The following is a 20,247-nucleotide window of genomic DNA, read 5'->3' as shown; positions in this document are numbered from 1 at the left end:
GGCGGCCAGGTGGCCTGGAGGTCAGTGCGGCCGAGGGCTCGGCGGCAGGGCCGAGCGCTGCCACCCCGCGCCCGGATGCGACGAGCGTTGCTCAAGGCCGGGCGCATGCCCGTGGGACTGCAGCGGCCGCATGGCGAACTCCAGTTCCCTGCTGACGCGTTCGGCCTCCCTGCGGGTCTGGGAGGGTACGTCGCCGCGCTCGGCGACCAGCCGGTCGTAGATGGGGGAATCCTGGAACACCCGTCAACGTGCCTTTCAGTCATGGCCCATGCGCATGGGCACGACTGTCGAGTGTAGGCGCAGCGGCACACGGGGGCGTGAATTCCGCCGGTGGCTTGACGTCAGGCGCCGGTTGTGGAACCGGGCCGGACGATCATGAGGACGGTGACCGTGGCCCACAGCAGATTGAAGATGCCGGTGAACATGGCGAGTTGGGCGGTGTGCGCGCGCTCCACGGGCCGATTCGCGCCGAGTTCGCCGAGAAGCTCGTCCTGGCGGGGCAGCACGAAGGCGACCAGTACGCCTGCCGCCGCGGCGGTCAGGGCGATGGAGGTGATCAGCCAGCCGTCGCCCAGCACCCCCATCGCGGCAGCCGTGGCGAACCCCAGCAGCGGCACCGCCAGTCCGATCCCGGAGTACACGCGGCAGATGCGGTGCAGCATCCGGACGGTGCTCACCGCCGCGGGATCGGGCCCTTCGCCGTCGGTGTGCGCGCGCCGGGCCGCCGGCGGGAACATGCTGGCGGCGACGGTGACGGGGCCGACGGCGATGATCGCGGCGAGGACGTGCAGGGACAGGAGGATCTTGGTCATCGAGGAGCGTCCAGGGTCGAAGGGCCTCGGGCCCGGTCCACGTTATGGATCTTCGGAGCGGCCGCACAGGGGCTGGAATGACAGCTTTCAACGGATTCTCGCCAAGCCGCACACCAGGCCTTTTCTCCTGAGTCCGCCGGTGAATCGGGTGGCGGGAATCCGTCTATCGTGGCCTTCATGCATAGTGTGGCGATCCTGGTCCTCGACGAGGTGGTGCCGTTCGACATGGCGACACCTCTGCAGGTGTTCGGACTGACACGACTGCCCGACGGCCGCCATCCCTACCGGGTCCGGCTCTGCGCCGAGTCCCCGGAGGTGCGCACCCACGGTTTCGCGCTGAGGGTCGACGTGGGGCTGGAGGCGCTGGCGGAGGCCGACACCGTCATCGTGCCGGGCTGCGCCCAGGGCGCGCCTCCCCCGTCCGACCGGGTGGTCGCGGCGCTGCGGCAGGCGGCGCGGGCCGGCACGCGGATCGCGTCCGTGTGCGTCGGCGCGTTCGTGCTGGCGGAGACCGGGCTGCTGGACGGGCAGCGCGCCACCACCCACTGGGTGGCCGCCGATGTGCTGGCCCACCGCTTCCCGGACATCAAGGTGGAGCCGGACGTGCTGTACGTCGACAACGGCCAGATCCTCACCTCGGCCGGCGCCGCCGCCGGACTCGACATGTGCCTGCACATGATCCGCCGGGACCTGGGGTCGGCCGTCGCCGCGGACGCCGCCCGGCTGTCCGTCATGCCGCTGGAACGGGAGGGCGGCCAGGCCCAGTTCATCGTGCACGAACACCCGCCCGTGCCACGCGGCTCGACGCTGGAGCCGCTGCTGGAGTGGATCGAGGACCACCTCGCCCACGAGATCACCCTGTCCGCGCTGGCGGCACGCTCCGGGATGAGCGAGCGCACCTTCAGTCGTCGTTTCCGCGAGCAGACGGGCAGCACGCCCTTGCAGTGGGTGCTCCGGGCGCGGGTGCGGCGGGCCCAGTATCTGCTGGAGAACAGCGACCATCCGGTCGAACGGGTCGCGCAGCTCGCGGGGTTCGGCTCGGCGACCGCGTTCCGGGAGCGGTTCCGCCGGGTGGTCGGCACCAGTCCGCAGGCATATCGGGCGGCCTTCCACACAAAGGCCGGGGCGATGAAGCGTTCCTGACGCGCTCCCGCACACGGACGCCCATCTTCCGTTTCCTGGCTCGCACTTGACCCATTGCTGACGATTGCCGCTCGAATCCGACCAACGTCACGACAGACACCCGGTCACGGACGATCCGCCCGAAAACACCCGCTTCCCCGTGCCACCGCGGGCCGTTGAGCAGGAGGCATCCCCCTCAGTAGGAACGGTCTTCGCCCATGCACGCCTCCCATCGCCTGCTCTGCGGGCTGTACGTCCTCACCAGCGCCGGACTCGCCTGGACGGCGGTCCTCGAACTCCTCTGCGGTCTCGTGTGGGCGGCGCTGCTGTTCACGGCCGCCAGTCTCGTCCCGGTCATCGCCGTCGTACGGGAAACGGTCCTGCACGACGAGCGCCGCACCGTCACCGCGCTGCGCGCCCAGGCCGCCGCGCGGGGGCGTGGCGAGGGAGCCGCCGACGACATCGTCCGCTCGGAGCTGTACGCCGCCTGCTGCGAGCGCTGGTGGACGAGTTGCGGCACCGACCACGACACGTCCTGCCCGCATCGGATCCCACGAAGCAGCGCCGCCTGACTGCGATCAGGCCCCTATGGCCCGCGCCAGTTCCGTCGTGGCCTGGGCGATCTCGGCGTCCTCGTCGTTCATCAGCCGCCCCAGTTCGCCGCGCCGGGCACGCACGGCCTGGCGTGCCTGGCGCTCCCAGACCACAGGGTTCTCGCGGTGGTGAAGCAGTTTCGGGTAGACGGCCGCGGTGCTCTCCCACTGGCGGGCGTCGGCGATGCTCCTGAGCAGCTGGATGATCTGCGCGCGGCAGGTCACACGGGGAAGTTGGGCGAGTTCCCACAGGAACGGCACGGTGGCTGCCGTCGCCTGCTCCACCACGAAGCCGTACTGACAGATGCGAGTGCGCAGCTCGTCGAGCGCGGAGCGGGCGGTGGCGGCGTCACCCCACGCGACGCTGTTGAGAAGCAGCGGGATGGCCGCCGCGGAGCCGGTGGAGTCCTTGATCTCGCGCCACGGAACCCGCCCCAGCGCCATCAGGGGCGTGGTGCGTGCCACGCCCGTCGGCTGTACGTCGCGCCGCGCTGCATCGCTCGACGTGTGGCGTGGTAGGTCCGCAGGTGATGACACGGCATCTCCCCGATGCGACGTCAGAATGGGGCGCCGGACGCAGTGTTGACGCCGCAGCTATTATCCACAGCGAACGGCCCTTCGTGCAATTGCACGGGAAATTGCGTGAGAATCAGGCCGGAGCGGGTAGGACCGTCGCGATGCCCCATGTGCGGGGACATGGGTCGTGAACAGCATCCTGAACAGCGAGGAGACTGCGGTGCCACCAGTACACAACGGAGTGCGGGCCAGTTCACTGGACGCCCGCTGGATCAAGAGCCGGCACAGCAACGCCGAGGGCAACTGCGTCGAGATCGCCACACTCGTCGACGGAGGTGTCGCGCTGCGCAACTCCCGCGACCCCGACGGTCCCGCACTGGTCTACACGGCGGCCGAGTTGGCGGCTTTCCTGGCCGGGGCGAAGGACGGCGAGTTCGACCATCTGCTGTAGCCGGACCGGTCAACTCCCTTGCTGCGACGGGCATGCGGCAGGTATGCCCGTTGCGATAAGGTGAGTCACCCTCATGCCGGTCCGCGGGAGTCAGGATGTCAGCAGAGTCGCATCGCCTCTCCCTGCTCGAACCCTATCTCGACCGGCCCGAGCCCGCGCCGACTCTGCTGAAAATGCTGGTCGGTGTGCAGCTGGCGGGCTTCCGTGAGGACGCCGGACTCGCCCAGGACCAGGCGGCACGCGCCCTGGGCTTCAGTCCCGCCAAGCTCTCCCGCATCGAGGCGGGCAAGGGCCGCCGTCCCCCGGCGGAGAGTGACGTCCGCGCGCTGCTGGAGCTGTACGGCACGGACGACTACGAGGCGTCGGTGCTGCTGAAGCTGCTGCACCGGGCCGGTGAGCCGGGCTGGTGGCAGCGCTACGACAAGCGCCTGATGCCCGAGTGGTTCGACCGGCTGGTGGGGCTGCAGGAGGCGGCGGCCGCGATCCGCACCTTCGAGATCCAGTACGTCCCGGGTCTGCTGCAGACTCCGGAGTACACCCGGGCCGTGGTGCGGCGGGGTCTGCCGACCGCGCCCGCCGCCGAGGTACGGCGCCGGGTCGAACTGCGCACGCGGCGGACGGAGTTGTTGCTGCGGGCGGATGCTCCGCAACTGTGGGCGGTGATCGACGAATCGGTGCTGCTGCGGGTCCTGGGCAGCGTGGACGTCATGCGCGAGCAGCTGGCGCATCTGGTCGAGATGGCTCAGCGGTCGAACGTGACCGTGCAGATCGTGCCGCTGGACGTGACGAACGCGTCGGCGCCGGCCATACCGATCACATATCTGCGCTTCGGCGGTCTCGATCTGCCCGACGTCGTCTATCTGGAGCACATCAAGAGCGCCAACTTCCTGGAGGACCAGGACGAGACGGAGGAGTACCGGCTCGCCCTGGACCGGCTTGCCGACGAGGCGCTCACGCCTCGCGCGTCGCTGGAGCGGCTGCGCGAGACGATGGAACAGCGGTATTCCCAGGCCTGACAGCCCAGGACCCGTTCAGCCTCAGGGGAGGCGGCCGACGCCGCCGAACTCGATCCACTCGTGGGTGAGCTGACGGGGCGCCACCTCGGTGTCGGGCCGCCAAGTGGACACCTCGACGAGGCCCGGTTCGAGGATCTCCAGTCCTTCGAAGAGCGCGGCGACGTCCTTCTCCTGCCGCACCCGGCCCCAGTGGCCCTGGGTGGCCTTGTCCATGAAGTCCGTGACGAAGGCGCGCACTTCGGGGTCCTCGCTGACCAGCTGGCACATGACCATGAAACTGCCGGGCGCCAGCCGTGCGGCCACGCGGCGGACCACGGCGAGGGGGCCGTCCGTGTCGCTGTCCGGGATGCAGTGCATCACCGAGTTGAAGAGCACGGCGACCGGCTGGGAGAAGTCGATCAGGCGCCGGGTGTCGGGGTGCGCGAAGATCGCGTCGGTCTCGCGCATGTCCGCGTGGATGACGGCCGTACGCTCGTCCTGCTCCAGCAGGGCCCGGCCGTGGACCAGCACCATGGGGTCGTTGTCGACGTAGACCACGTGGGAGTCGGGGTGCACGCGCTGGGCGACCTGGTGCACGTTGTCCTGGGTGGGCAGGCCGGATCCGTGGTCGAGGAACTGGCGGATTCCGTAGTCCTCGGCGAGCGTCCGGACGACGCGCTGGAGGAAGCGCCGGTTGTTGACGGCGAGCCGGCGGGTGCTGGGCACGACCTTGTCGAGTTCCGCGCAGGCCGCGCGGTCGGCGGCGTAGTTGTCCTTGCCGCCCAGGTAGTGGTCGTACATCCGGGCGGCGGTCGGCACATCGGCGTCGATCGACGTGGACAGCTGCTTGTCGGTGTGCATCGTTCCCCCGGCCTCGTTGCCGCGCCAACTGGACTGGCCTGACTGGGGATACATCCTAGGGACCCGGCGACCCGCGCGACCAGCCCATCGGCGAACCGGCCCTCCGGATGGAGGACTTGGTGAACGCCGTGGTGACCGGTGCTCCGCGACGGCACCTTCTACGAACCCAGAACCCCACGCCTCGCTTGACGAAAGACATAGAGGCACCCCGCCGCGAACGAGTCCCAAGGGCTCAACGAACCTCCCTCGCCCCACGTCACACCACACCCAGCCCACCCCCAGAGAACGACGTACGAAAGATGTGCTGCGCGCGGGTCCCGGGCGGTACGGTCGCGGACGCCGCCACGACGTCATCCCACTGATCGGCGCCCACGTCGCCCTCGTGGTGGGCGTCGTCGTAGGCCGAGGACGACAGGAACCGGGTGACTACGTGGTCGCGCCCGGGATCCGGAGGTGTCGGTGTGCTCGCTCACCGCGAAGGCTCGCTCGCCTCATCACTGTGCGGTGAGCTTGGCGTGCAACCCCAGGAGCAGCAGTTCCAGTGTGGTCTCGAAGCTGCCGTCCATGGGCCGGTCCCTGCCGGAGTCCCAGCGGACCAGGAACGCGTTGTTCTCCAGCAGACTGAGATTGCGGGTCAGGGCCGGGAAAGCGTTCGGGTTCACCGTCCGTAGCTGGGCCGCGTATTCCTTCTGCCAGCCCTCCTCCACATCCGCCGGCACGCTGGAGAGCTCAAGGGTCACCCAGCCGAGCACGAATCCGACCACCGCGTTGTACACCTCGACCAAGTCCCGCCCCGAGAAGCCGGCTCGCTCCAGCACACCCACCACGCGCTCCGCGAACGGGACCGCGGTGGTGCTCACCACCAACTGGGAGCCCAGGATCGGGGCGAGGTTAGGGTGCCGGTGCATCGCCTGCCGACACAGCCGGGCGACCTCGGTCAGCCACTCGTCCCAGGCCATGCCGTGGTCGGCGGGGAGCACGATGTCCTCCAGCACCCGTGCCGAGACGGCCGCCACGAGCTGTGCCTTGGTGCCGGTGTGCCAGTACAGCGCCGTGGGGTAGACCCCCATTTCCTTGGCGAGCGCCCGCATGGTGAGCGCGTCCAGGCCGTGCAGGTCCACATAGCGAAGAGCCGCGTCGATCACCTCCGCACGCGACAGCGGATTGCGGGCCGCCTGCCTGCCCCCGCGACGGCCGCTGCTCTCGCCCATCGGTTGTCCCTCTCTCCACGGTTGCTGCGAACGGAGATACGTTAGCCCGCGGGCTCAGGTCAGGAGCACAGCAGGCGGGCCGGGTTCGCCGTCGTGATGTGTTCGAACTCGCCCGCGTCGAGTCCGGCCGCCAGCAGCTGCTCGCGAAATCGGGTGTGGACGAATCCGTACCCGCCCCCACCGTGGGCGCGGAGCTGCGAGATCAGACATACGTCGTGGGAGAGCAGGATGTTGTCGATGTACCCGGCCCGCACGAGATCCAGCACCATCCGTACCCGGCGGTCCACCTCGCCGGCATGGTCGGTGTTGATCGTGTCGACGCCGACGTACGCGCCACGGCGGGCGATCTGTTCGGCGTAGCCGGGGGCGGTCACCGTGTCGCAGTGGCCGATGGCGACGCGCGCCGGGTCGGCTCCCTCGGAGGTGAGCAGGTCCAACTGCGGCAGGCCGACCGGCCAACGGGCCGCATGGGTGTGAACGGCCACTCCGCTCGCTCGCTGCGCGCGGGCGGCCGCGCGCAGCGAGCGCTCCTCGGCCGCGGAGATGTACCACTTGTCGCAGCCCACCTCGCCGATGATCCCGGCGCGGACTCCCCCGGTGCCGGGGAAGCCCTCGGTGAGATCGCGGACGATCTCCTCGGCGATGGCGTCGGCTCCGTGACGGTCGAACCAGTCCCGGTCCAGGAACGGGTCGCGGTAGTGCCCTGTCCCGAGCACCACATGCAGTCCGGTGGCTTCGGCGACCCTTTGTACGGCGAGGACGTTGGCCGGGTCCCGGCTGGCACCGGGCGGGGGCGGAGAAGCCCCGGCGTCCGGGGCGGCGCCGGGGGTCAGCTCGGCGGTGGTCAGGTCGACGACGGTGCCGCCGCCCAAGGCGGTGAAGACGTTCAACTCCTCGGTGACGGTGGCCTCGTCGGCGATGAGCCCATCGGCGCGCCGCTCCCGCATCAGGTTGATGAACAGGTGCTCGTGGGGCAGAACCGTACCCAGTTCCTGGCGGGCCACCAGGCCGCGAGCGGTGGACACCGTGCTGGTCATGCGGTCCTTCCGGGGAGGGTGAGGAGGCGGGCAGGGGTGGTCCGGGTGATCCGGGCGATGTCCTCGGGACCGATGCCGCGCGCCGACATCAACGGCAGTACGCGGCGCAGGATATGGGCGTACCCCTCGCCGCCGTAGCGGGTCAGCTGGGTGCGGCGGCAGACGTCCTCGGCGATGGTGATGCGGTCGCCGTGCCCGGCCGCGACGAGCGCGGCGATGTGGCGGACCCGCATTCCGTCGTTCGGCAGATCGACCGTGGGATCGGGCGGGTAGTAGCTGGACTCGGTGCCGAAGAGGTCGAATTCGAGTACGCAGCCGGTGTCGGCGAGCGCGAGCATCTCGTCGGGTTCGAAGAGTGTGCGGTCCACATGGCACAGGACGGTTCGCGTGGGGTCGGCGCCCGCGTCGACGGCTTGGCGCAGGTGCAGCAGTGGGGCCTCGGGGTGCCGTCCGGGGTGGATCAGCAGGGCGGCGCCGGTCGCAGCCTGCGCCTGGGCGGCCCCTTGGAGGACCTTCACCTCGTCCGGGTGCGCGGGCCACGACATGCCGATCTCACCGATGACACCGGCGCGGATACCCGTGTCATCGGCGCCCTCCTCGATGTCGCCGGTGATCTGCCGGGTGATGGCATCGCGGGAGAGGGCGGCGACCTGGGGCGGGTGGAACGCGGCGACGTAGTAGCCGCTGCCCATCACCACGTGGACACCGGAGCGGCGGGAGATCTCGCGCAGCCCTGCCGGGTCGCGGCCCAGGCCCACCGGAGTGGCGTCCACCACGGTGCCGCCGCCGGCCTCGCGGTAGAGGGCCAGTTCGTCGACGGCGGTGTCCACCTCGTCCAGCACCATGTCCCGCCGGTTGTTCCGGTCCACTCGCACGGCGAAGTAGTTGGCGGGGGTGAGGGGCTCGTCGACGGCGTCGTCCGGTGCGTAACGGCTGAGATCGGCGAGCAGGTGTTCGTGCGGCTGGACGTGCCCGAGCCGGTCGGGAGCGACCGGCCCGAGTACGGTGTGGACGACGCCGCTCATGCGCCCAGTTCGGTCTTGTGGGTCTCCCGGGTCAGCAGGACGGCCAGCGCGGTCACGGCGCAGGTGCCCGCCATGAACCAGGACACGTACACGGCGTTGGGCGCTCCGCCGCCCGCGGCCAGCAGGCTGGTCGCGGCGATCGGAGCCAGCGCACCGCCCGCCACGGAGGCGATCTGGTAGCCCAACGAGGCCCCGGTATAGCGCGTTCCGGTACCGAACAGCTCGGCCAGGAAGGCGCCCATCGGCCCGTACATCAGGGAGTGCAGGCCCAGCGCGAGCGCGTACCCCAGGAGGAACAGCGGGGTGGAGTCCGCGTTCACCAGCGGGAAGAGCAGGAAGGAGTTGAGGCCGAGCAGTACCGCGCCGGCGAAGTAGACCGGGCGGCGGCCCACCCGGTCGGACAGCGCGGCGGCCAGCGGCAGACAGACCAGGGAGACCGCCGAGGCGACCATGAGGCCGTCCAGGGCGGTGGAACGGCTGTGCCCGACCTGGGTGGCGTACGAGATCACAAAGGTGATCAGCACCGAGTTGGCCGCGAACGGGCCGAACCCGATGAGCGACGCCAGCAGCAGATCCTTGGGCTGCGTGCGTAGCAGTTCGACGATCGGCGGGCGGGTCCGCTCGCCCCGTTCCCGCTTCGCGGCCAGCTCCGACTGCGCGGCCTCGAAGGCGGGGGTCTCGGACACTCCGAGGCGGATCCACAGACCCACGGTGGCCAGGACGACGGTCATCAGGAACGGCACTCGCCAGCCCCAGGACATGAAGGCCGACTCGGGCAGCCTGTTGGCCAGCGAGAAGACGAAGGTCGACAGCAGCAGACCGGTGGGCGCTCCCATCTGCGCCACGCTGCTCCAGAGCCCGCGCCGCCCCTTTCCGGAGTGCTCGACGGTCATCAGTACCGCGCCGCCCCACTCGCCGCCGACGGCGACTCCCTGCACGAGGCGCAGCAGCACCAACAGGGTCGGGGCCCAGATACCGATGGTGTTGTGCGTGGGCAGCAGCCCGATCAGGGTGGTTGCCACGCCCATCAACAGGATGCTCGTCACCAGCATGCTCTTGCGGCCGAGGCGGTCGCCGAAGTGTCCGAAGAGGATGCCGCCGAGAGGGCGGGCTACGTAGCCGACGGCCAGTGTCCCGAACGAGGCGAGAGTGCCGGCAGCCGAGCTGAGTTCGGGGAAGAAGAGCTTGTTGAACACGAGCGCGGAGGCCGTGCCGTAGAGCAGGAAGTCGTACCACTCCATGACGCTGCCGAGGTACGCCGAGACCAGCACCCGGCGGGAGCCGGTGGGCGGGAGCTCGTTCTCGGGAGACACGGGAGAGGTTCTTTTCGGGGAGGGGGAGGTTGCCGTCATGGTGACTCCGGGGGCATCGATGGAGCGGGGGGACAGGGCAGCCACGGAGAGCTGTACGTTGGACAGGGTTGCTTGTCCGACGTACAACAGTCAATAGGTCGACGCCTGCCATAACACCGCGTAGCACCCCCGCAACACCGCCTCTTCATTCTTGTCCCGCGTACAATGCATACTGGCCGATGTACATGACCGGGGTTGCTCCCTTCCTCGTCCCGCCCGATCCAGGAGCCCAGCATGCGCCCAGCCACCTCGCCGCCCCGTACGGCTATGCGGCCCGACGGCAGCCGACTGATCAAGTTCTACTTCGGTGAGGACCTCCCCTCCGTCAGCCACGGGCGTGGGGTGTTCGTGTACGACACCGACGGGCGCAGATACCTCGACGGGTGCTCCGGGGCGGTGACCGCGAATCTGGGGCATGCCGACCCGGAGATCCTGCGGGCCATGAGCGAGCAGGCGGAACGGATCACCTTCGCGCACCGCGGCTCGTTCCACAGCGAGCAGTCGGAACGCCTGGCCGACCGGCTCAGCGAGATGACGGGTTACCCGTACGTCTTTCTCTGCAACAGCGGGTCGGAGGCCGTGGAGACCGCGCTGCGGCTGACCCTGCAGTACTGGCGGGAGCGAGGTGAGCCCGAGCGGGCGCGGTTCGTCTCGCACGCGGTGAGCTACCACGGCGCCACCCTCGGCGGCTTGTCGCTGTCCGGCCATCCGCAGCGCCGCTGGGCCGCCGAAGCACTGCTGCACGGCTTCAACGAGCTCACCCCGCCCTACGCCTACCGGTACGCCCAGGGCCGCGACGACGCATCGTTCACCGCGCTCCTCACCGAGCGGGCGGGCCAGGTGCTGGACTCCCACGGCCCCACCGCGGCCGGCGTGGTGGTCGAGCCCGTCGGCGGCGCGGCCGGCGGCGCCATCACACCGCCCGACGGCTACCTGCCCGCACTGGCCGGCCTGTGCCGCGAGCGCGGGCTGCCGCTGATCGCCGACGAGATCATGACCGGCATGGGCCGCACCGGCACCATGCTCGCCGCGCAGCACTGGGACGTACACCCCGACATGGTCGTCCTGGGCAAGGGGATGGGCGCCGGATACGCGCCCGTGTCGGCGGTGCTGGTCAGCGAGCACTTCATCGACACCATCGCCGCCGGGACCGCGTCCGTCACCAACGGGCACACCTACGGCGGCAACCCGCTCGCCAGCGCGGTCGCCCTTGCCGTCCTGGAGGCCATCGAGTCCAGGGATCTGGTGGCCAAGGCATCGGTGCGCGGCAAGCAACTGCGCGCGGGGCTTGAGGACCTGGCCCGGCGGCACGAGATCATCGGCGAGGTCCGCGGACTCGGTCTGCTCCAGGGGCTGGAACTGGTCGGCGACCGTGCGACCAGGAGCCCCGGCGAACCCGTCGGCTCTCTGACCCGCGCGGTCGTGCTCGCCGCCCGTGACCAGGGGCTGCTCGTCTACCCGGCGACCGGCGGGGTCAACGACGCCGTCCTGGTAGCCCCTCCACTGACCACAACCCCCGAGGAGATCGATCTGCTGCTCGAACTCCTCGACGCCGCACTGACCACCCTGAGCGGGAAGAGGGCCCCCACCGCATGACGACACTGCCTGCCGACCGTCCACGCCCGGCCCGCGACACCGCCGGGCTGCGGCCCCTGCTCGCCGAGTACCGCGCCCGCACCCCCGGGTCGGCGAGCGCCTTCCGTCGGGCCGCCGCGGTGCTGCCTGGAGGCGAGACCCGGTTCGTCACCTACTACCCGCCGTACCCGGTCATCCTCGCCGAGGGCCATGGCTCGCGGCTGACCGATGTCGACGGCACCGAGTACCTGGACCTGGTCAACAACTACACCTCGCTCATCCACGGCAACGCCTACCCACCGGCCACGGCGGCGGCCGCGGAGGTGCTGGCCTCGGGCGCGGTCTTCCCCAGCCCGCACGAACTCCAGGTGGAACTCGCGGAGTTGCTCGCCGCCCGCCTCCCGTCGGTGCAGCGGGTACGGTTCACCAACTCCGGGACCGAGGCATCGGTCCTGGCCGCGCGACTCGCCCAGCGCGCCACCGGGCGCGGGCGGCTGCTGCTGTTCGACGGCGCCTACCACGGCAGCGCACCCCCGCTGCTGCCCGACGGCCCCGAAGTCGTCACCGTCCCCTACAACGACGTCGACGCCGCACGAGAGGCGCTCACCGAGGACGTCGCCGCGGTGTTCGCCGAGCCCTTCCTGGGCGCTGGCGGCGTGATCCCGGGCCGCCCGGACTTTCTGCGGTCCGTCGCCGACCTGGCCCGGGCGCGCGGGGCCCTGTTCGTCCTGGACGAGGTGCAGTCGCTGCGCAACGCAGTCGGCGGCGAGCAGACCCGGCTCGGACTCCGCCCAGACCTGACCGTGATGGGCAAGGTCATCGGAGGGGGCATGCCGATCGGCGCGATCGGCGGAAGCGAGGAACTGCTGAGACTGACCGCCGCGAGTACCGACCGCGGCCTGGCGCACTCCGGCACCTTCAACGGCCACCTCACCGCCGCGGCCGCCGGTGCCGTCACCCTCCGGCACCTCGACGCCCCCGCGATCGGCCGCCTGGACCGGGCCGCACGCCGCCTCGCCGACAGCATCACCACAGCGGCGGCCGGAGCCGGAATCCCGGCCACGGTGACCCGCGCCGGATCCATCCTCAACGTGCACTTCACCCCGACCGCGCCGGTCGACGCCGAACAGGCCCGCAGGGCCGCCGCCACCCCCCTGCTCAGCGCCCTGCACCTGGCGCTGCTCCTCGACGGCGTCTACACGACTCCGCGAGGAATGATCAACCTGTCGACCGCGCTGGGCACGAACGACCTCGACCGCGCCGCACGGGCGTACGCCCACGCCTTCCAGCGGCTCGCGGAGGCGGAGGTCACCCCATGAACGAGCCCGAGCTGTTGCGTGAACCGGCTCCCGACGTGCGCCGCGCCACCGCGATCGGTGACTACCTCACCTGGCTGGAGCGCACCCGGGATCTTGCCTTCACCGGCTACCACGACCTGCACCACTGGTCGGTCACGGACCTCGAAGGCTTCTGGTCGTCGATCTGGGACCACTTCGGCGTCCGTACGCACACTCGCTACGACCGGGTACTCGGCCGACGGGACATGCCCGGCGCCGAATGGTTTCCCGGCGCGACGCTCAACTATGCCGAGCACGCCCTACGGCCGGCGGGAGCCGCGCCCGACGACGCGGCGGTGCTGGCGCGTTCGCAGACCCGCGGACCCATGGAGCTGACCTGGCGGCAACTGGCCGACCAGGTCGCCCGCGCCCGCGCCGGTCTGCGCCGCCTCGGTGTCGGAAGGGGTGACCGCGTCGTCGCCTACCTGCCGAACATCCCCGAAACCCTCGTGGCGTTCCTGGCGACCGCGAGCCTGGGTGCCATCTGGGCAAGCTGCGCACCGGAATTCGGCGCCCGCGGCGTCATCGACCGGTTCGCTCAGATCGAGCCCACCATCCTTCTGGCCACCGCCGGATACCGCTACGGCGTGAAGGACATCGACCGACGCGACGAACTCGCCGCGGTCCGCGCCGGGTTGCCCACCCTGCGCCACACCGTCCACGTACCGTACGGGCCCGGGGAACTCACCGACACGGTCGCCTGGGCGGACCTGCTCGCCGCACCCGCCGACCCCGGCTTCGACCCCGTCCCCTTCGCCCACCCGCTGTGCGTGCTGTTCTCCTCCGGCACCACGGGCAAACCCAAACCGATAGTCCACGGCCACGGCGGGATCCTGCTGGAGCATCTGAAAAACCATTCCCTGAGCTGGGACCTCCGCCCCGGCGACCGCATCCTGTGGTTCACCACCACCGCGTGGATGATGTGGAACTCGCTGGTCTCCGGGCTGCTCGTGGGCGCCTCCATCGTGCTGATCGACGGCAACCCGCTGCACCCCGGCCTGGACTGGCAGTGGCGGCTGGCCGAGGAGACCGGTGCCACCCTCATGGGCGCCAGCCCCGGATTCCTGATGGCCTGCCGCAAGGAGGGCCTGACCCCCGCGCGGGACCACGACCTGTCCCGGCTGCGCCAGATCGGCGCTGCGGGAAGTCCGCTGCCACCCGAGGGATTCCACTGGGTGCGCGAGCAGTTCGGCCCCCGCGTGCTGCTCAACGTAGGCAGCGGCGGCACCGACGTGTGCACGGGAATCCTGCAGGGCGGCCCACTCCAGCCGGTCCGGGCGGGAGAGATCTCCGGCCCCTGCCTCGGCGTCGCTGCCACCGCGTACGACGAGCAGGGCAACGAGGTGACAGACGAGCTCGGCGAACTGGTCATCACCCGGCCCATGCCCTCGATGCCCGTCGGCTTCTGGGGCGACACTGACGGCTCCCGCTACCGGGCCGCCTACTTCGACACCTACCCCGGAGTGTGGCGACATGGGGACTGGGTGCGCTTCAGCGAGGCGACGGGCAGTTGCACGGTGGCCGGACGCTCCGACGCCACACTCAATCGCGGCGGGGTGCGCCTGGGAACGGCGGAGTTCTACCGCGTCGTCGAAGAGCTGCCCGAAGTCGACGACAGCCTGGTCGTCCACCTGGAGGACCCCGCCGGCGGCCCCGGCGAACTGCTCCTTTTCGTCGTACCGCGCCAGGGCGCCGAACTGGACGACGCTCTGCGACGACGGATCACGACAGCGCTGCGAGACGCCCTCTCCCCGCGCCATGTGCCCGACCGCATCACCGCCGTGCCGGTCGTCCCGCGGAACCGCACCGGCAAGAAACTGGAACTGCCCGCGAAGAAGATCCTGTTGGGAGCCGCTCCGGCCGACGTCGTGGACCGGGACACCCTGGCCGAACCGACAGGGCTGGACACATTCACCGCTCTGGCCGCCCAGCGCTCCGCGCACTGACGCGACAGCCCACGGCGACCACCCGTACCCGGAGAAGACAGCATGGAACTCACCACACTGGACGCCATCGATGTCCACGTCCACGTCGAACAGGACGCCCACGGCTGCTACTCACTCGACGACGAGCTCATGGACGCCTCGGCGTCCTACTTCAAATCTTCCGAGAACCGCACGCCCACCCTCACCCATATCGCCGAGCACTACCGCGCAAGGCGCATGGCCGCAGTCGTGTTCACGGTCGACGCCACCGCCGCAACCGGCCATCCGGCCCTCTCCAGCGAGGAGATCGCCGACCAGGCCGCCGAACATCCCGACGTACTCATCCCCTTCGGGTCGGTCGACCCGCACGCCGGACAGGCCGCGATCACCCGTGCCCGGCGGCTCGTCACCGAACACGGCGTTCGCGGCTTCAAGTTCCACCCCAGCCTGCAGGCCTTCCAGCCCAATGATGTCCGTCACTACCCGCTCTACGAAGCCCTCGCCGAACTCGGCGTCCCAGCCCTGTTCCACACCGGCCAGACCGGCATCGGCGCCGGTCTGCCCGGCGGGCGAGGCATCAAGCTGCGCCACTCCGACCCGATGCTCCTCGACGACGTCGCCGCCGACTTCCCCGACCTGACCATCGTCATGGCACATCCCTCGGTGCCCTGGCAGGACGCCGCGATCTCCATCGCCACCCACAAGGCCAACGTCTACATCGACCTGTCGGGCTGGTCACCGAAGTACTTCCCGCCCCAGCTCATACGCGCCGCCGACAGCTTCCTCAAACACAAGGTGCTGTTCGGCTCGGACTTCCCCGTTATCACTCCCGACCGCTGGATGGCCGACTTCACCGGGCTGGCGATCAAGGACGATGTACGACCCTTGATCCTCAAGAACAACGCGGCACGGGTACTGGGCTGGGAGTAGTAGCGGAAGCGCCCGGCCAGTTCCGTCCAGCACGGCCAGTGTCCGCGCAGGCGTGTCGTCGCCGTCGAGGACGGGCGAGTGGCCCGCGGCGGCGATCCGTTCCCGGTCGAGCGCGACGGCCGCCCGTTTCACGCCGCGGTGCGGCACCGGCCTTCGAAACTGGGCGCCGAGGTAGGTGCCATTCATCCGGGCGGCGCTTGAACCGGCCATGTACAAAGCGATCTTGAGCCAGGTGTCGCCGTGGCGGGTTGTTCGGCCGGACAGTCGTTTCCCGGCGGACTCGTTGTTGCCCGAGCATATCCCCGCCCAGGAGGCGAGGTGGCGGCGGTGGCGAATCGCACGGCCCCCGCGTCCGACTTCGTTTCGGGCTCAAGACCTCGGCACCAAGCTCCATCGACGTCCTCCGGACGGACACCACCCCGAATTTTCCCGGCCACGGGGCGGGCCCGCCAGAGCCCGGGATGATTTCGTTGCGTACGGACCGCGCCGACCACGCATCGTCATACCGTCGCGACCTGCAGACTCACGTGATCACCGGACATTGAAACCGCCCTGGGTCTGGGGCTGGCCCCTCGGCGCTCTTCTTTGGCGGTGTAGGCGAAGTAGGACTCACCGGCGTGGGCGAGTCGCCGTCCAGGCAGCCCGCGCTGTGCAGGGTGCGGCCGATCTCGGGCAGGACGGACGCGTCTGGGGAGGTCGCCCGCGGTGGCCGTCGCAGTCGATCTCGATCTGAGCCCGATGGCGAGCTGGGACCGAACGCGCTGTCACCGCGATGCGGTGGCCCTCCATGGGCATCGTCTCCACCGTCTTGTCCGATCTCGGCTCCGGCCGCCGCCCCCTCACCCACGAAGCCCTGGACGAGCTCCCGGAAGGCTGACAGCAGCGGCCTGGACGAGCGAAGTGTGCAAGGCGGCGAGGCGCTGCAGGTAGCGGCAGGCGCTGGCGCCTTCGACGCTGCGGACGTGCTCGCGGGCCCGGGCGTCCAAGCGGCCGGGCAGATGCTCGGCGAGCAGCGGCGCGAGCAGCATCGCCGGCAGCCCGACGTCGGCGGGGACGCCGTGGCTCATGGCGAACAATCCGGCGAGCAGGCTGACGAGTGCGACGACGGCGGCGCAGAACCGCAGGGATCCGGGGACGGTGTCCAGGGCGATGCGCTGGGCGGGGCGCCTGGTCAGCCACCGCAGGGCCAGACGCTGGGTGCAGGTGGGGGCCGGGGCCAGTACCCCGGCCTGATGGCGGAAGCCGCGTCGGCTCAGGCGGCGTCCAGCTCGGCGATCTCCTCGGGGGTGAGCACCAGATCCGCCGCCTCGCAGGAGTCACGGATGGTCTCCGGCCGGCTTGCGCCCGGGATCGGTACGACGACCGGCGACTTGGCGAGCATCCAGGCCAGGCAGACGCGCTGCGGGCTCACGCCGTGGGCCTCGGCGATGCGGGCGAACGGCGCGTGGACGGAGCCGAGTTCACCGGAGCGGGCGATGCCGCCGAGCGGGCTCCAGGGCAGGAACGCGATGCCGAGTTCGTCGCACAGGCGCAGCTCCGGCTCGCTGGAGCGGAAGGCCGGGGAGAACTGGTTCTGTACGGAGACCAGGCGTCCGCCGAGGATCTCGTTCGCCTGCTTGATCTGGTCCGGGTCGGCGTTGGAGATCCCCGCCATGCGGATCTTGCCGTCGTCCAGCAGGTCGCGCACCGCGCCGACGGACTCGGCGTAGGGCACGCGCGGGTCGGGGCGGTGGAACTGGTAGAGGCCGATGGCGTCCACGCCGAGCCGGCGCAGGGACGCGTCGCAGGCCGCCTTGATGTGCTCGGGGCTGCCGTCCAGGGTCCAGCTGCCGTCGCCGGGACGCAGATGACCACCCTTGGTGGCGACCAGGACGTCCGCTCCCCGCTCGTGGGAGGCGAGGGCCTTGGCGATCAGCGTCTCGTTGTGGCCGACCTCGTCGGCGTGCAGGTGGTAGGCGTCCGCCGTGTCGATCAGGGTCACGCCGGCGTCGAGCGCGGCGTGGATGGTCGCGAGGGACCGGGCCTCGTCCGGCCGCCCCTCGATCGACATGGGCATACCGCCCAGGCCGATCGCGCTGACGTCGACGTCACCGATGCGGCGAGTGTGCATGTGGTCGTGACCTCTTTCGGCTGTCGTTGGTAGATCACCCCCTAGCCTCGCTGGCCTGCCGCCAGCAGTCCAATAGAAGAAAGAGAACGCATTCAGCACACGAGCGACTCAATCCGCGCTCGCGTGCGTCTTTGCGTCGACCGGGTTGCTCCCTGGCCGGGTCCATGTGCGAGGCTCGCCCGGCACCCGGCTCGGCATCGCGGAAAGGCGACGGCATGCGCATAGGACTGCTCGGCACCGGCCCCTGGGCACAGATGGCTCACGCACCCGCCCTCAGCGACCACCCCGACCTGGACTTCGCGGGCGTGTGGGGCCGTCGTCCGGAGGCCGCCAAGGAACTGGCCGAACGGCACGGGACACGTTCGTACGACGATGTCGACGCCCTGCTCGCCGATGTGGACGCCGTCGCGGTCGCCCTGCCTCCGGACGTCCAGGCGGGGCTCGCCGCGCGGGCCGCACGGGCCGGGTGCCATCTGCTGCTGGACAAGCCCCTCGCGCTGACGGTCGAGGAGGGGCGGGCGGTCGTCGAGGCCGTGCGGGAGGCCGGTGTCGCCTCGGTGGTCTTCTTCACCACCCGGTTCCAGACCCGTACGGAGGCATGGATCACCGAGCAGGCGGAGCGCGGGGGCTGGTTCACGGCACGGGCCCAGTGGCTGGGTTCGGTGTTCACCAGCGACAGCCCCTTCGCCACGCCGTGGCGGCGGGAGAAGGGCGCGCTGTGGGACGTCGGCCCGCACGCCCTGTCCGTCCTGCTGCCGGTACTGGGCGACGTACGACGTGTGGCGGCCGCGGCGTCCGGTCCCGGGGACACCGCGCATCTCGTCCTCGAGCACGCCGGCGGCGCGTCGAGCACGCTGACGCTGAGCCTCACGGCCCCGCCCGCGGCGGGCGGGGCCGAGGTCGAGCTGCGGGGCGAGGCCGGGGTGACGCTGCTGCCGGAGGGTACGGAGGGGGCGGTGGCCGCGCTGACGCGGGCCGCGGACGCGCTGCGCAGCGCTGCCCGCGGGGAAGAACCGCACGCGTGCGACGCCGGGTTCGCGCTGCGGGTCACGGAGATCCTGGCGGCGGCCGAGCGGGAATTGCGCTAGGCGGTGCGGTGTGCTTCGTCTGCGGGTCCGTTGTGGCTGGTCGCGCAGTTCCCCGCGCCCCTTCGGGGCGCGGGGATCCGGGCCTACATCTGGATCGCCCGGAAGTTGATCCGTTCCCGCACCACTGGATAACCGGCCTTGGCGAAGTGCGCCGCCATCGGGAAGTTGCCTTGGTCCGTTGCTGCGGAGATGAACTCGGCGCCCTGTTCGGCGAGGAAACGCGTGCACTCTACGAGCAGGTCGTAGGCGTAGCCGTGTCCGCGTTGTTCGGGCAGGACGCCGATGAAGCCGATGCAGGGGCCGGACGGGTTGTGGGCCGGGATGTGGATGCCGACCGGATCGCCCGCGCGCGTGCGGGCCACCTGCCACCATTCCCGGGGTGAGGGGCACCAGTGGAAGAAGTCGAGTTCCTCCTGGGCCGCCTGGTCGACGCCGCCTGAGTCGATGGCGGCTCGGGCGTGGGCGTCGAGGGTGACGGAGTGGATGCGGCGGAGTGCGTCGTAGAAGACCGCGTCGTCCGGCTCCGGCTCGAAGAGCAGGCGTCCGGGTCGCTCGGGCAGCCCGCATTCCGGGGTCCAGCGGTACAGGAAGCGCTCCACGAGCAGCTCGAAACCGGCGGCTCGTACGGCCGTGAAGCGGGCCTCGGCAGCCGCCCTCAGCTGAGGCGTGTCGCGCCAGCCGCCGGGGAGGTTGAACTCCAGTTCCTCGACCTGCCAGGGCGCGGTGCGCAGGAGTTCGGCTCCGGCTTCCTCCTCGCCGTCGGCCACGTCGAACCAGTTGACGGTGAGCGGCTCGGTGTCGTCGGGGCCGCCCCACCAGGCCGCGCGGGCGACGACGGTGCCGTCGCGCAGGGCCACCCGCTTCCAGTCGGGGCGGTGGTGGGTGAGCCGGTGGGCCTCGCGGGCGCCCAGCGGGTCGGGGGCCATGTCGAAAAGATGGGCGTCGCTCACGTCGAGCGTACGAATGACCAGGTCGGTCACGGATTCCTCCGGGATGCATGCTGCGGGGAGCGCTCCCGGTCGGTCACATGAAGCACGCCGGGGCAACGGAAAGGGAGCGCGGGGTGGTGGTGGACTGCACGGCACTCGCCTCCTTCCGGCCAACTCGGGGCGTGGGCGTCACACGGTACGGGAGCCCAACTGCCCCTGTCCATCGCCTTTTCGCACGACCGGCTCCCCCTGCGAGATCACTTAAGCGCGCCTTATCCATGGGTTAAACGATCGTGCCGCCCATCGACTTCCCAAGTGCCCAGAGGTAAAAGGGATGCGACTGAGAGCGCTCTCAGATCTTCGTCAACTACACGGGAG

20 protein-coding genes and 1 pseudogene are annotated in these 20,247 nt (G+C 70.4%); 9 read left to right on the top strand and 12 right to left on the bottom strand.

Annotated elements, in window-relative coordinates; genetic code table 11:
- Positions 1–21: 21 nt before the first annotated feature.
- Both KCH48_RS03450 and KCH48_RS03445 read right to left on the bottom strand, forming a co-directional pair.
- The gene (locus KCH48_RS03450) at positions 22–240 is read right to left on the bottom strand and encodes a hypothetical protein (RefSeq protein WP_210570260.1); all 219 of its coding nucleotides are present in this window, start codon (positions 238–240) and stop codon (positions 22–24) included.
- A 101-nt stretch (positions 241–341) separates the two neighbouring features.
- Positions 342–812: a hypothetical protein gene (locus tag KCH48_RS03445; RefSeq protein ID WP_210570258.1), complete on the bottom strand. Its 471-nt coding sequence runs from the start codon at positions 810–812 to the stop codon at positions 342–344.
- A gap of 177 nt (positions 813–989) precedes the next feature.
- On the opposite strand from KCH48_RS03445, the gene KCH48_RS03440 reads away from it, so the two are divergent.
- The gene (locus KCH48_RS03440; protein ID WP_210570256.1) at positions 990–1,955 is read left to right on the top strand and encodes a GlxA family transcriptional regulator; all 966 of its coding nucleotides are present in this window, start codon (positions 990–992) and stop codon (positions 1,953–1,955) included.
- A gap of 197 nt (positions 1,956–2,152) precedes the next feature.
- Positions 2,153–2,506: a hypothetical protein gene (locus KCH48_RS03435; RefSeq protein WP_210570255.1), complete on the top strand. Its 354-nt coding sequence runs from the start codon at positions 2,153–2,155 to the stop codon at positions 2,504–2,506.
- A gap of 6 nt (positions 2,507–2,512) precedes the next feature.
- Here KCH48_RS03435 and KCH48_RS03430 read toward each other — a convergent pair whose 3' ends face one another.
- Positions 2,513–2,971: a hypothetical protein gene (locus tag KCH48_RS03430; protein WP_246884835.1), complete on the bottom strand. Its 459-nt coding sequence runs from the start codon at positions 2,969–2,971 to the stop codon at positions 2,513–2,515.
- Between the two features lie 292 nt (positions 2,972–3,263).
- Here KCH48_RS03430 and KCH48_RS03425 point away from each other — a divergent pair, with 292 nt between their 5' ends.
- Both KCH48_RS03425 and KCH48_RS03420 read left to right on the top strand, forming a co-directional pair.
- Positions 3,264–3,494 (top strand): DUF397 domain-containing protein, encoded by a 231-nt coding sequence (locus KCH48_RS03425; protein ID WP_210570906.1) that lies wholly within the window; start codon positions 3,264–3,266, stop codon positions 3,492–3,494.
- A gap of 95 nt (positions 3,495–3,589) precedes the next feature.
- Entirely contained in the window at positions 3,590–4,510 is a 921-nt protein-coding gene (locus KCH48_RS03420) for a helix-turn-helix transcriptional regulator (protein WP_210570252.1), read from the top strand.
- 21 nt (positions 4,511–4,531) lie between these two features.
- Here the strand turns inward: KCH48_RS03420 and KCH48_RS03415 are convergent, their stop codons facing one another.
- From KCH48_RS03415 to KCH48_RS03395, 5 genes are all read right to left on the bottom strand, one after another.
- Positions 4,532–5,350, bottom strand: a complete 819-nt coding sequence (locus tag KCH48_RS03415) for an SAM-dependent methyltransferase (RefSeq protein WP_210570251.1) — start codon at positions 5,348–5,350, stop codon at positions 4,532–4,534.
- Between the two features lie 494 nt (positions 5,351–5,844).
- A complete protein-coding gene (locus KCH48_RS03410) occupies positions 5,845–6,561 on the bottom strand; it encodes a TetR/AcrR family transcriptional regulator C-terminal domain-containing protein (RefSeq protein ID WP_210570250.1) in 717 nt (238 codons plus the stop codon).
- A gap of 59 nt (positions 6,562–6,620) precedes the next feature.
- Positions 6,621–7,598: a phosphotriesterase gene (locus KCH48_RS03405; RefSeq protein ID WP_210570249.1), complete on the bottom strand. Its 978-nt coding sequence runs from the start codon at positions 7,596–7,598 to the stop codon at positions 6,621–6,623.
- Positions 7,595–8,623 (bottom strand): phosphotriesterase, encoded by a 1,029-nt coding sequence (locus KCH48_RS03400; protein WP_210570248.1) that lies wholly within the window; start codon positions 8,621–8,623, stop codon positions 7,595–7,597. The genes KCH48_RS03405 and KCH48_RS03400 overlap by 4 nt, the downstream gene beginning before the upstream one ends.
- The gene (locus tag KCH48_RS03395) at positions 8,620–9,936 is read right to left on the bottom strand and encodes an MFS transporter (RefSeq protein WP_307840783.1); all 1,317 of its coding nucleotides are present in this window, start codon (positions 9,934–9,936) and stop codon (positions 8,620–8,622) included. The genes KCH48_RS03400 and KCH48_RS03395 overlap by 4 nt, the downstream gene beginning before the upstream one ends.
- Positions 9,937–10,209: 273 nt before the next feature.
- On the opposite strand from KCH48_RS03395, the gene KCH48_RS03390 reads away from it, so the two are divergent.
- The 4 genes from KCH48_RS03390 to couO are packed head-to-tail and all read left to right on the top strand — an operon-like array spanning position 10,210 to position 15,742.
- Positions 10,210–11,571: an aminotransferase class III-fold pyridoxal phosphate-dependent enzyme gene (locus KCH48_RS03390; RefSeq protein WP_210570244.1), complete on the top strand. Its 1,362-nt coding sequence runs from the start codon at positions 10,210–10,212 to the stop codon at positions 11,569–11,571.
- Entirely contained in the window at positions 11,568–12,869 is a 1,302-nt protein-coding gene (locus KCH48_RS03385) for an aspartate aminotransferase family protein (protein WP_210570237.1), read from the top strand. Before KCH48_RS03390 ends, KCH48_RS03385 begins: the two co-directional genes overlap by 4 nt.
- On the top strand, positions 12,866–14,833 hold the full coding sequence (locus KCH48_RS03380; RefSeq protein WP_210570236.1) for an acetoacetate--CoA ligase: 1,968 nt from the start codon (positions 12,866–12,868) through the stop codon (positions 14,831–14,833). The genes KCH48_RS03385 and KCH48_RS03380 overlap by 4 nt, the downstream gene beginning before the upstream one ends.
- A gap of 42 nt (positions 14,834–14,875) precedes the next feature.
- Positions 14,876–15,742: a 4-hydroxyphenyl-beta-ketoacyl-CoA hydrolase gene (gene couO, locus KCH48_RS03375; protein WP_210570235.1), complete on the top strand. Its 867-nt coding sequence runs from the start codon at positions 14,876–14,878 to the stop codon at positions 15,740–15,742.
- A gap of 234 nt (positions 15,743–15,976) precedes the next feature.
- On the opposite strand, the pseudogene KCH48_RS43360 reads toward couO, so the two are convergent.
- From KCH48_RS43360 to KCH48_RS03360, 3 genes and pseudogenes are all read right to left on the bottom strand, one after another.
- A pseudogene (locus KCH48_RS43360) lies at positions 15,977–16,042 on the bottom strand (hypothetical protein); the annotation flags it as partial.
- A 539-nt stretch (positions 16,043–16,581) separates the two neighbouring features.
- A complete protein-coding gene (locus KCH48_RS41940) occupies positions 16,582–16,818 on the bottom strand; it encodes a hypothetical protein (RefSeq protein WP_246884698.1) in 237 nt (78 codons plus the stop codon).
- Between the two features lie 176 nt (positions 16,819–16,994).
- Positions 16,995–17,852 carry an aldo/keto reductase gene (locus KCH48_RS03360; protein ID WP_210570234.1) on the bottom strand — a complete coding sequence of 286 codons (858 nt, stop codon included), beginning with the start codon at positions 17,850–17,852 and terminating at the stop codon, positions 16,995–16,997.
- Between the two features lie 215 nt (positions 17,853–18,067).
- Between KCH48_RS03360 and KCH48_RS03355 the strand changes: the two genes are divergently transcribed.
- Complete coding sequence (locus KCH48_RS03355; RefSeq protein ID WP_210570233.1) at positions 18,068–18,940, top strand: Gfo/Idh/MocA family protein; 873 nt, start codon at positions 18,068–18,070, stop codon at positions 18,938–18,940.
- Between the two features lie 83 nt (positions 18,941–19,023).
- On the opposite strand, the gene KCH48_RS03350 is transcribed toward KCH48_RS03355, so the two are convergent.
- On the bottom strand, positions 19,024–19,920 hold the full coding sequence (locus tag KCH48_RS03350) for a GNAT family N-acetyltransferase (protein ID WP_210570232.1): 897 nt from the start codon (positions 19,918–19,920) through the stop codon (positions 19,024–19,026).
- Between the last annotated feature and the right edge of the window lie 327 nt (positions 19,921–20,247).

The organism is Streptomyces sp. GESEQ-4 (assembly GCF_017948455.1).
GTDB lineage: Bacteria > Actinomycetota > Actinomycetes > Streptomycetales > Streptomycetaceae > Streptomyces.
The sequence above is the reverse complement of the archived record's forward strand: the minus strand, read 5'-3'. Positions and strand labels throughout refer to the sequence as shown.

Excerpts from the sequence above, each read along its gene's own strand:
- KCH48_RS03390 (WP_210570244.1), top strand. The coding sequence starts at position 10,210 with ATGCGCCCAGCCACCTCGCCGCCCCGTACGGCTATGCGGCCCGACGGC.
- KCH48_RS03360 (WP_210570234.1), bottom strand. The coding sequence starts at position 17,852 with ATGCACACTCGCCGCATCGGTGACGTCGACGTCAGCGCGATCGGCCTG.
- KCH48_RS03445 (WP_210570258.1), bottom strand. The coding sequence starts at position 812 with ATGACCAAGATCCTCCTGTCCCTGCACGTCCTCGCCGCGATCATCGCC.
- KCH48_RS03415 (WP_210570251.1), bottom strand. The coding sequence starts at position 5,350 with ATGCACACCGACAAGCAGCTGTCCACGTCGATCGACGCCGATGTGCCG.
- KCH48_RS03430 (WP_246884835.1), bottom strand. The coding sequence starts at position 2,971 with ATGGCGCTGGGGCGGGTTCCGTGGCGCGAGATCAAGGACTCCACCGGC.
- KCH48_RS03385 (WP_210570237.1), top strand. The coding sequence starts at position 11,568 with ATGACGACACTGCCTGCCGACCGTCCACGCCCGGCCCGCGACACCGCC.
- KCH48_RS03355 (WP_210570233.1), top strand. The coding sequence starts at position 18,068 with ATGCGCATAGGACTGCTCGGCACCGGCCCCTGGGCACAGATGGCTCAC.
- KCH48_RS03400 (WP_210570248.1), bottom strand. The coding sequence starts at position 8,623 with ATGAGCGGCGTCGTCCACACCGTACTCGGGCCGGTCGCTCCCGACCGG.
- KCH48_RS03440 (WP_210570256.1), top strand. The coding sequence starts at position 990 with ATGCATAGTGTGGCGATCCTGGTCCTCGACGAGGTGGTGCCGTTCGAC.
- KCH48_RS03380 (WP_210570236.1), top strand. The coding sequence starts at position 12,866 with ATGAACGAGCCCGAGCTGTTGCGTGAACCGGCTCCCGACGTGCGCCGC.
- KCH48_RS03420 (WP_210570252.1), top strand. The coding sequence starts at position 3,590 with ATGTCAGCAGAGTCGCATCGCCTCTCCCTGCTCGAACCCTATCTCGAC.
- couO (WP_210570235.1), top strand. The coding sequence starts at position 14,876 with ATGGAACTCACCACACTGGACGCCATCGATGTCCACGTCCACGTCGAA.
- KCH48_RS03435 (WP_210570255.1), top strand. The coding sequence starts at position 2,153 with ATGCACGCCTCCCATCGCCTGCTCTGCGGGCTGTACGTCCTCACCAGC.
- KCH48_RS03410 (WP_210570250.1), bottom strand. The coding sequence starts at position 6,561 with ATGGGCGAGAGCAGCGGCCGTCGCGGGGGCAGGCAGGCGGCCCGCAAT.
- KCH48_RS03405 (WP_210570249.1), bottom strand. The coding sequence starts at position 7,598 with ATGACCAGCACGGTGTCCACCGCTCGCGGCCTGGTGGCCCGCCAGGAA.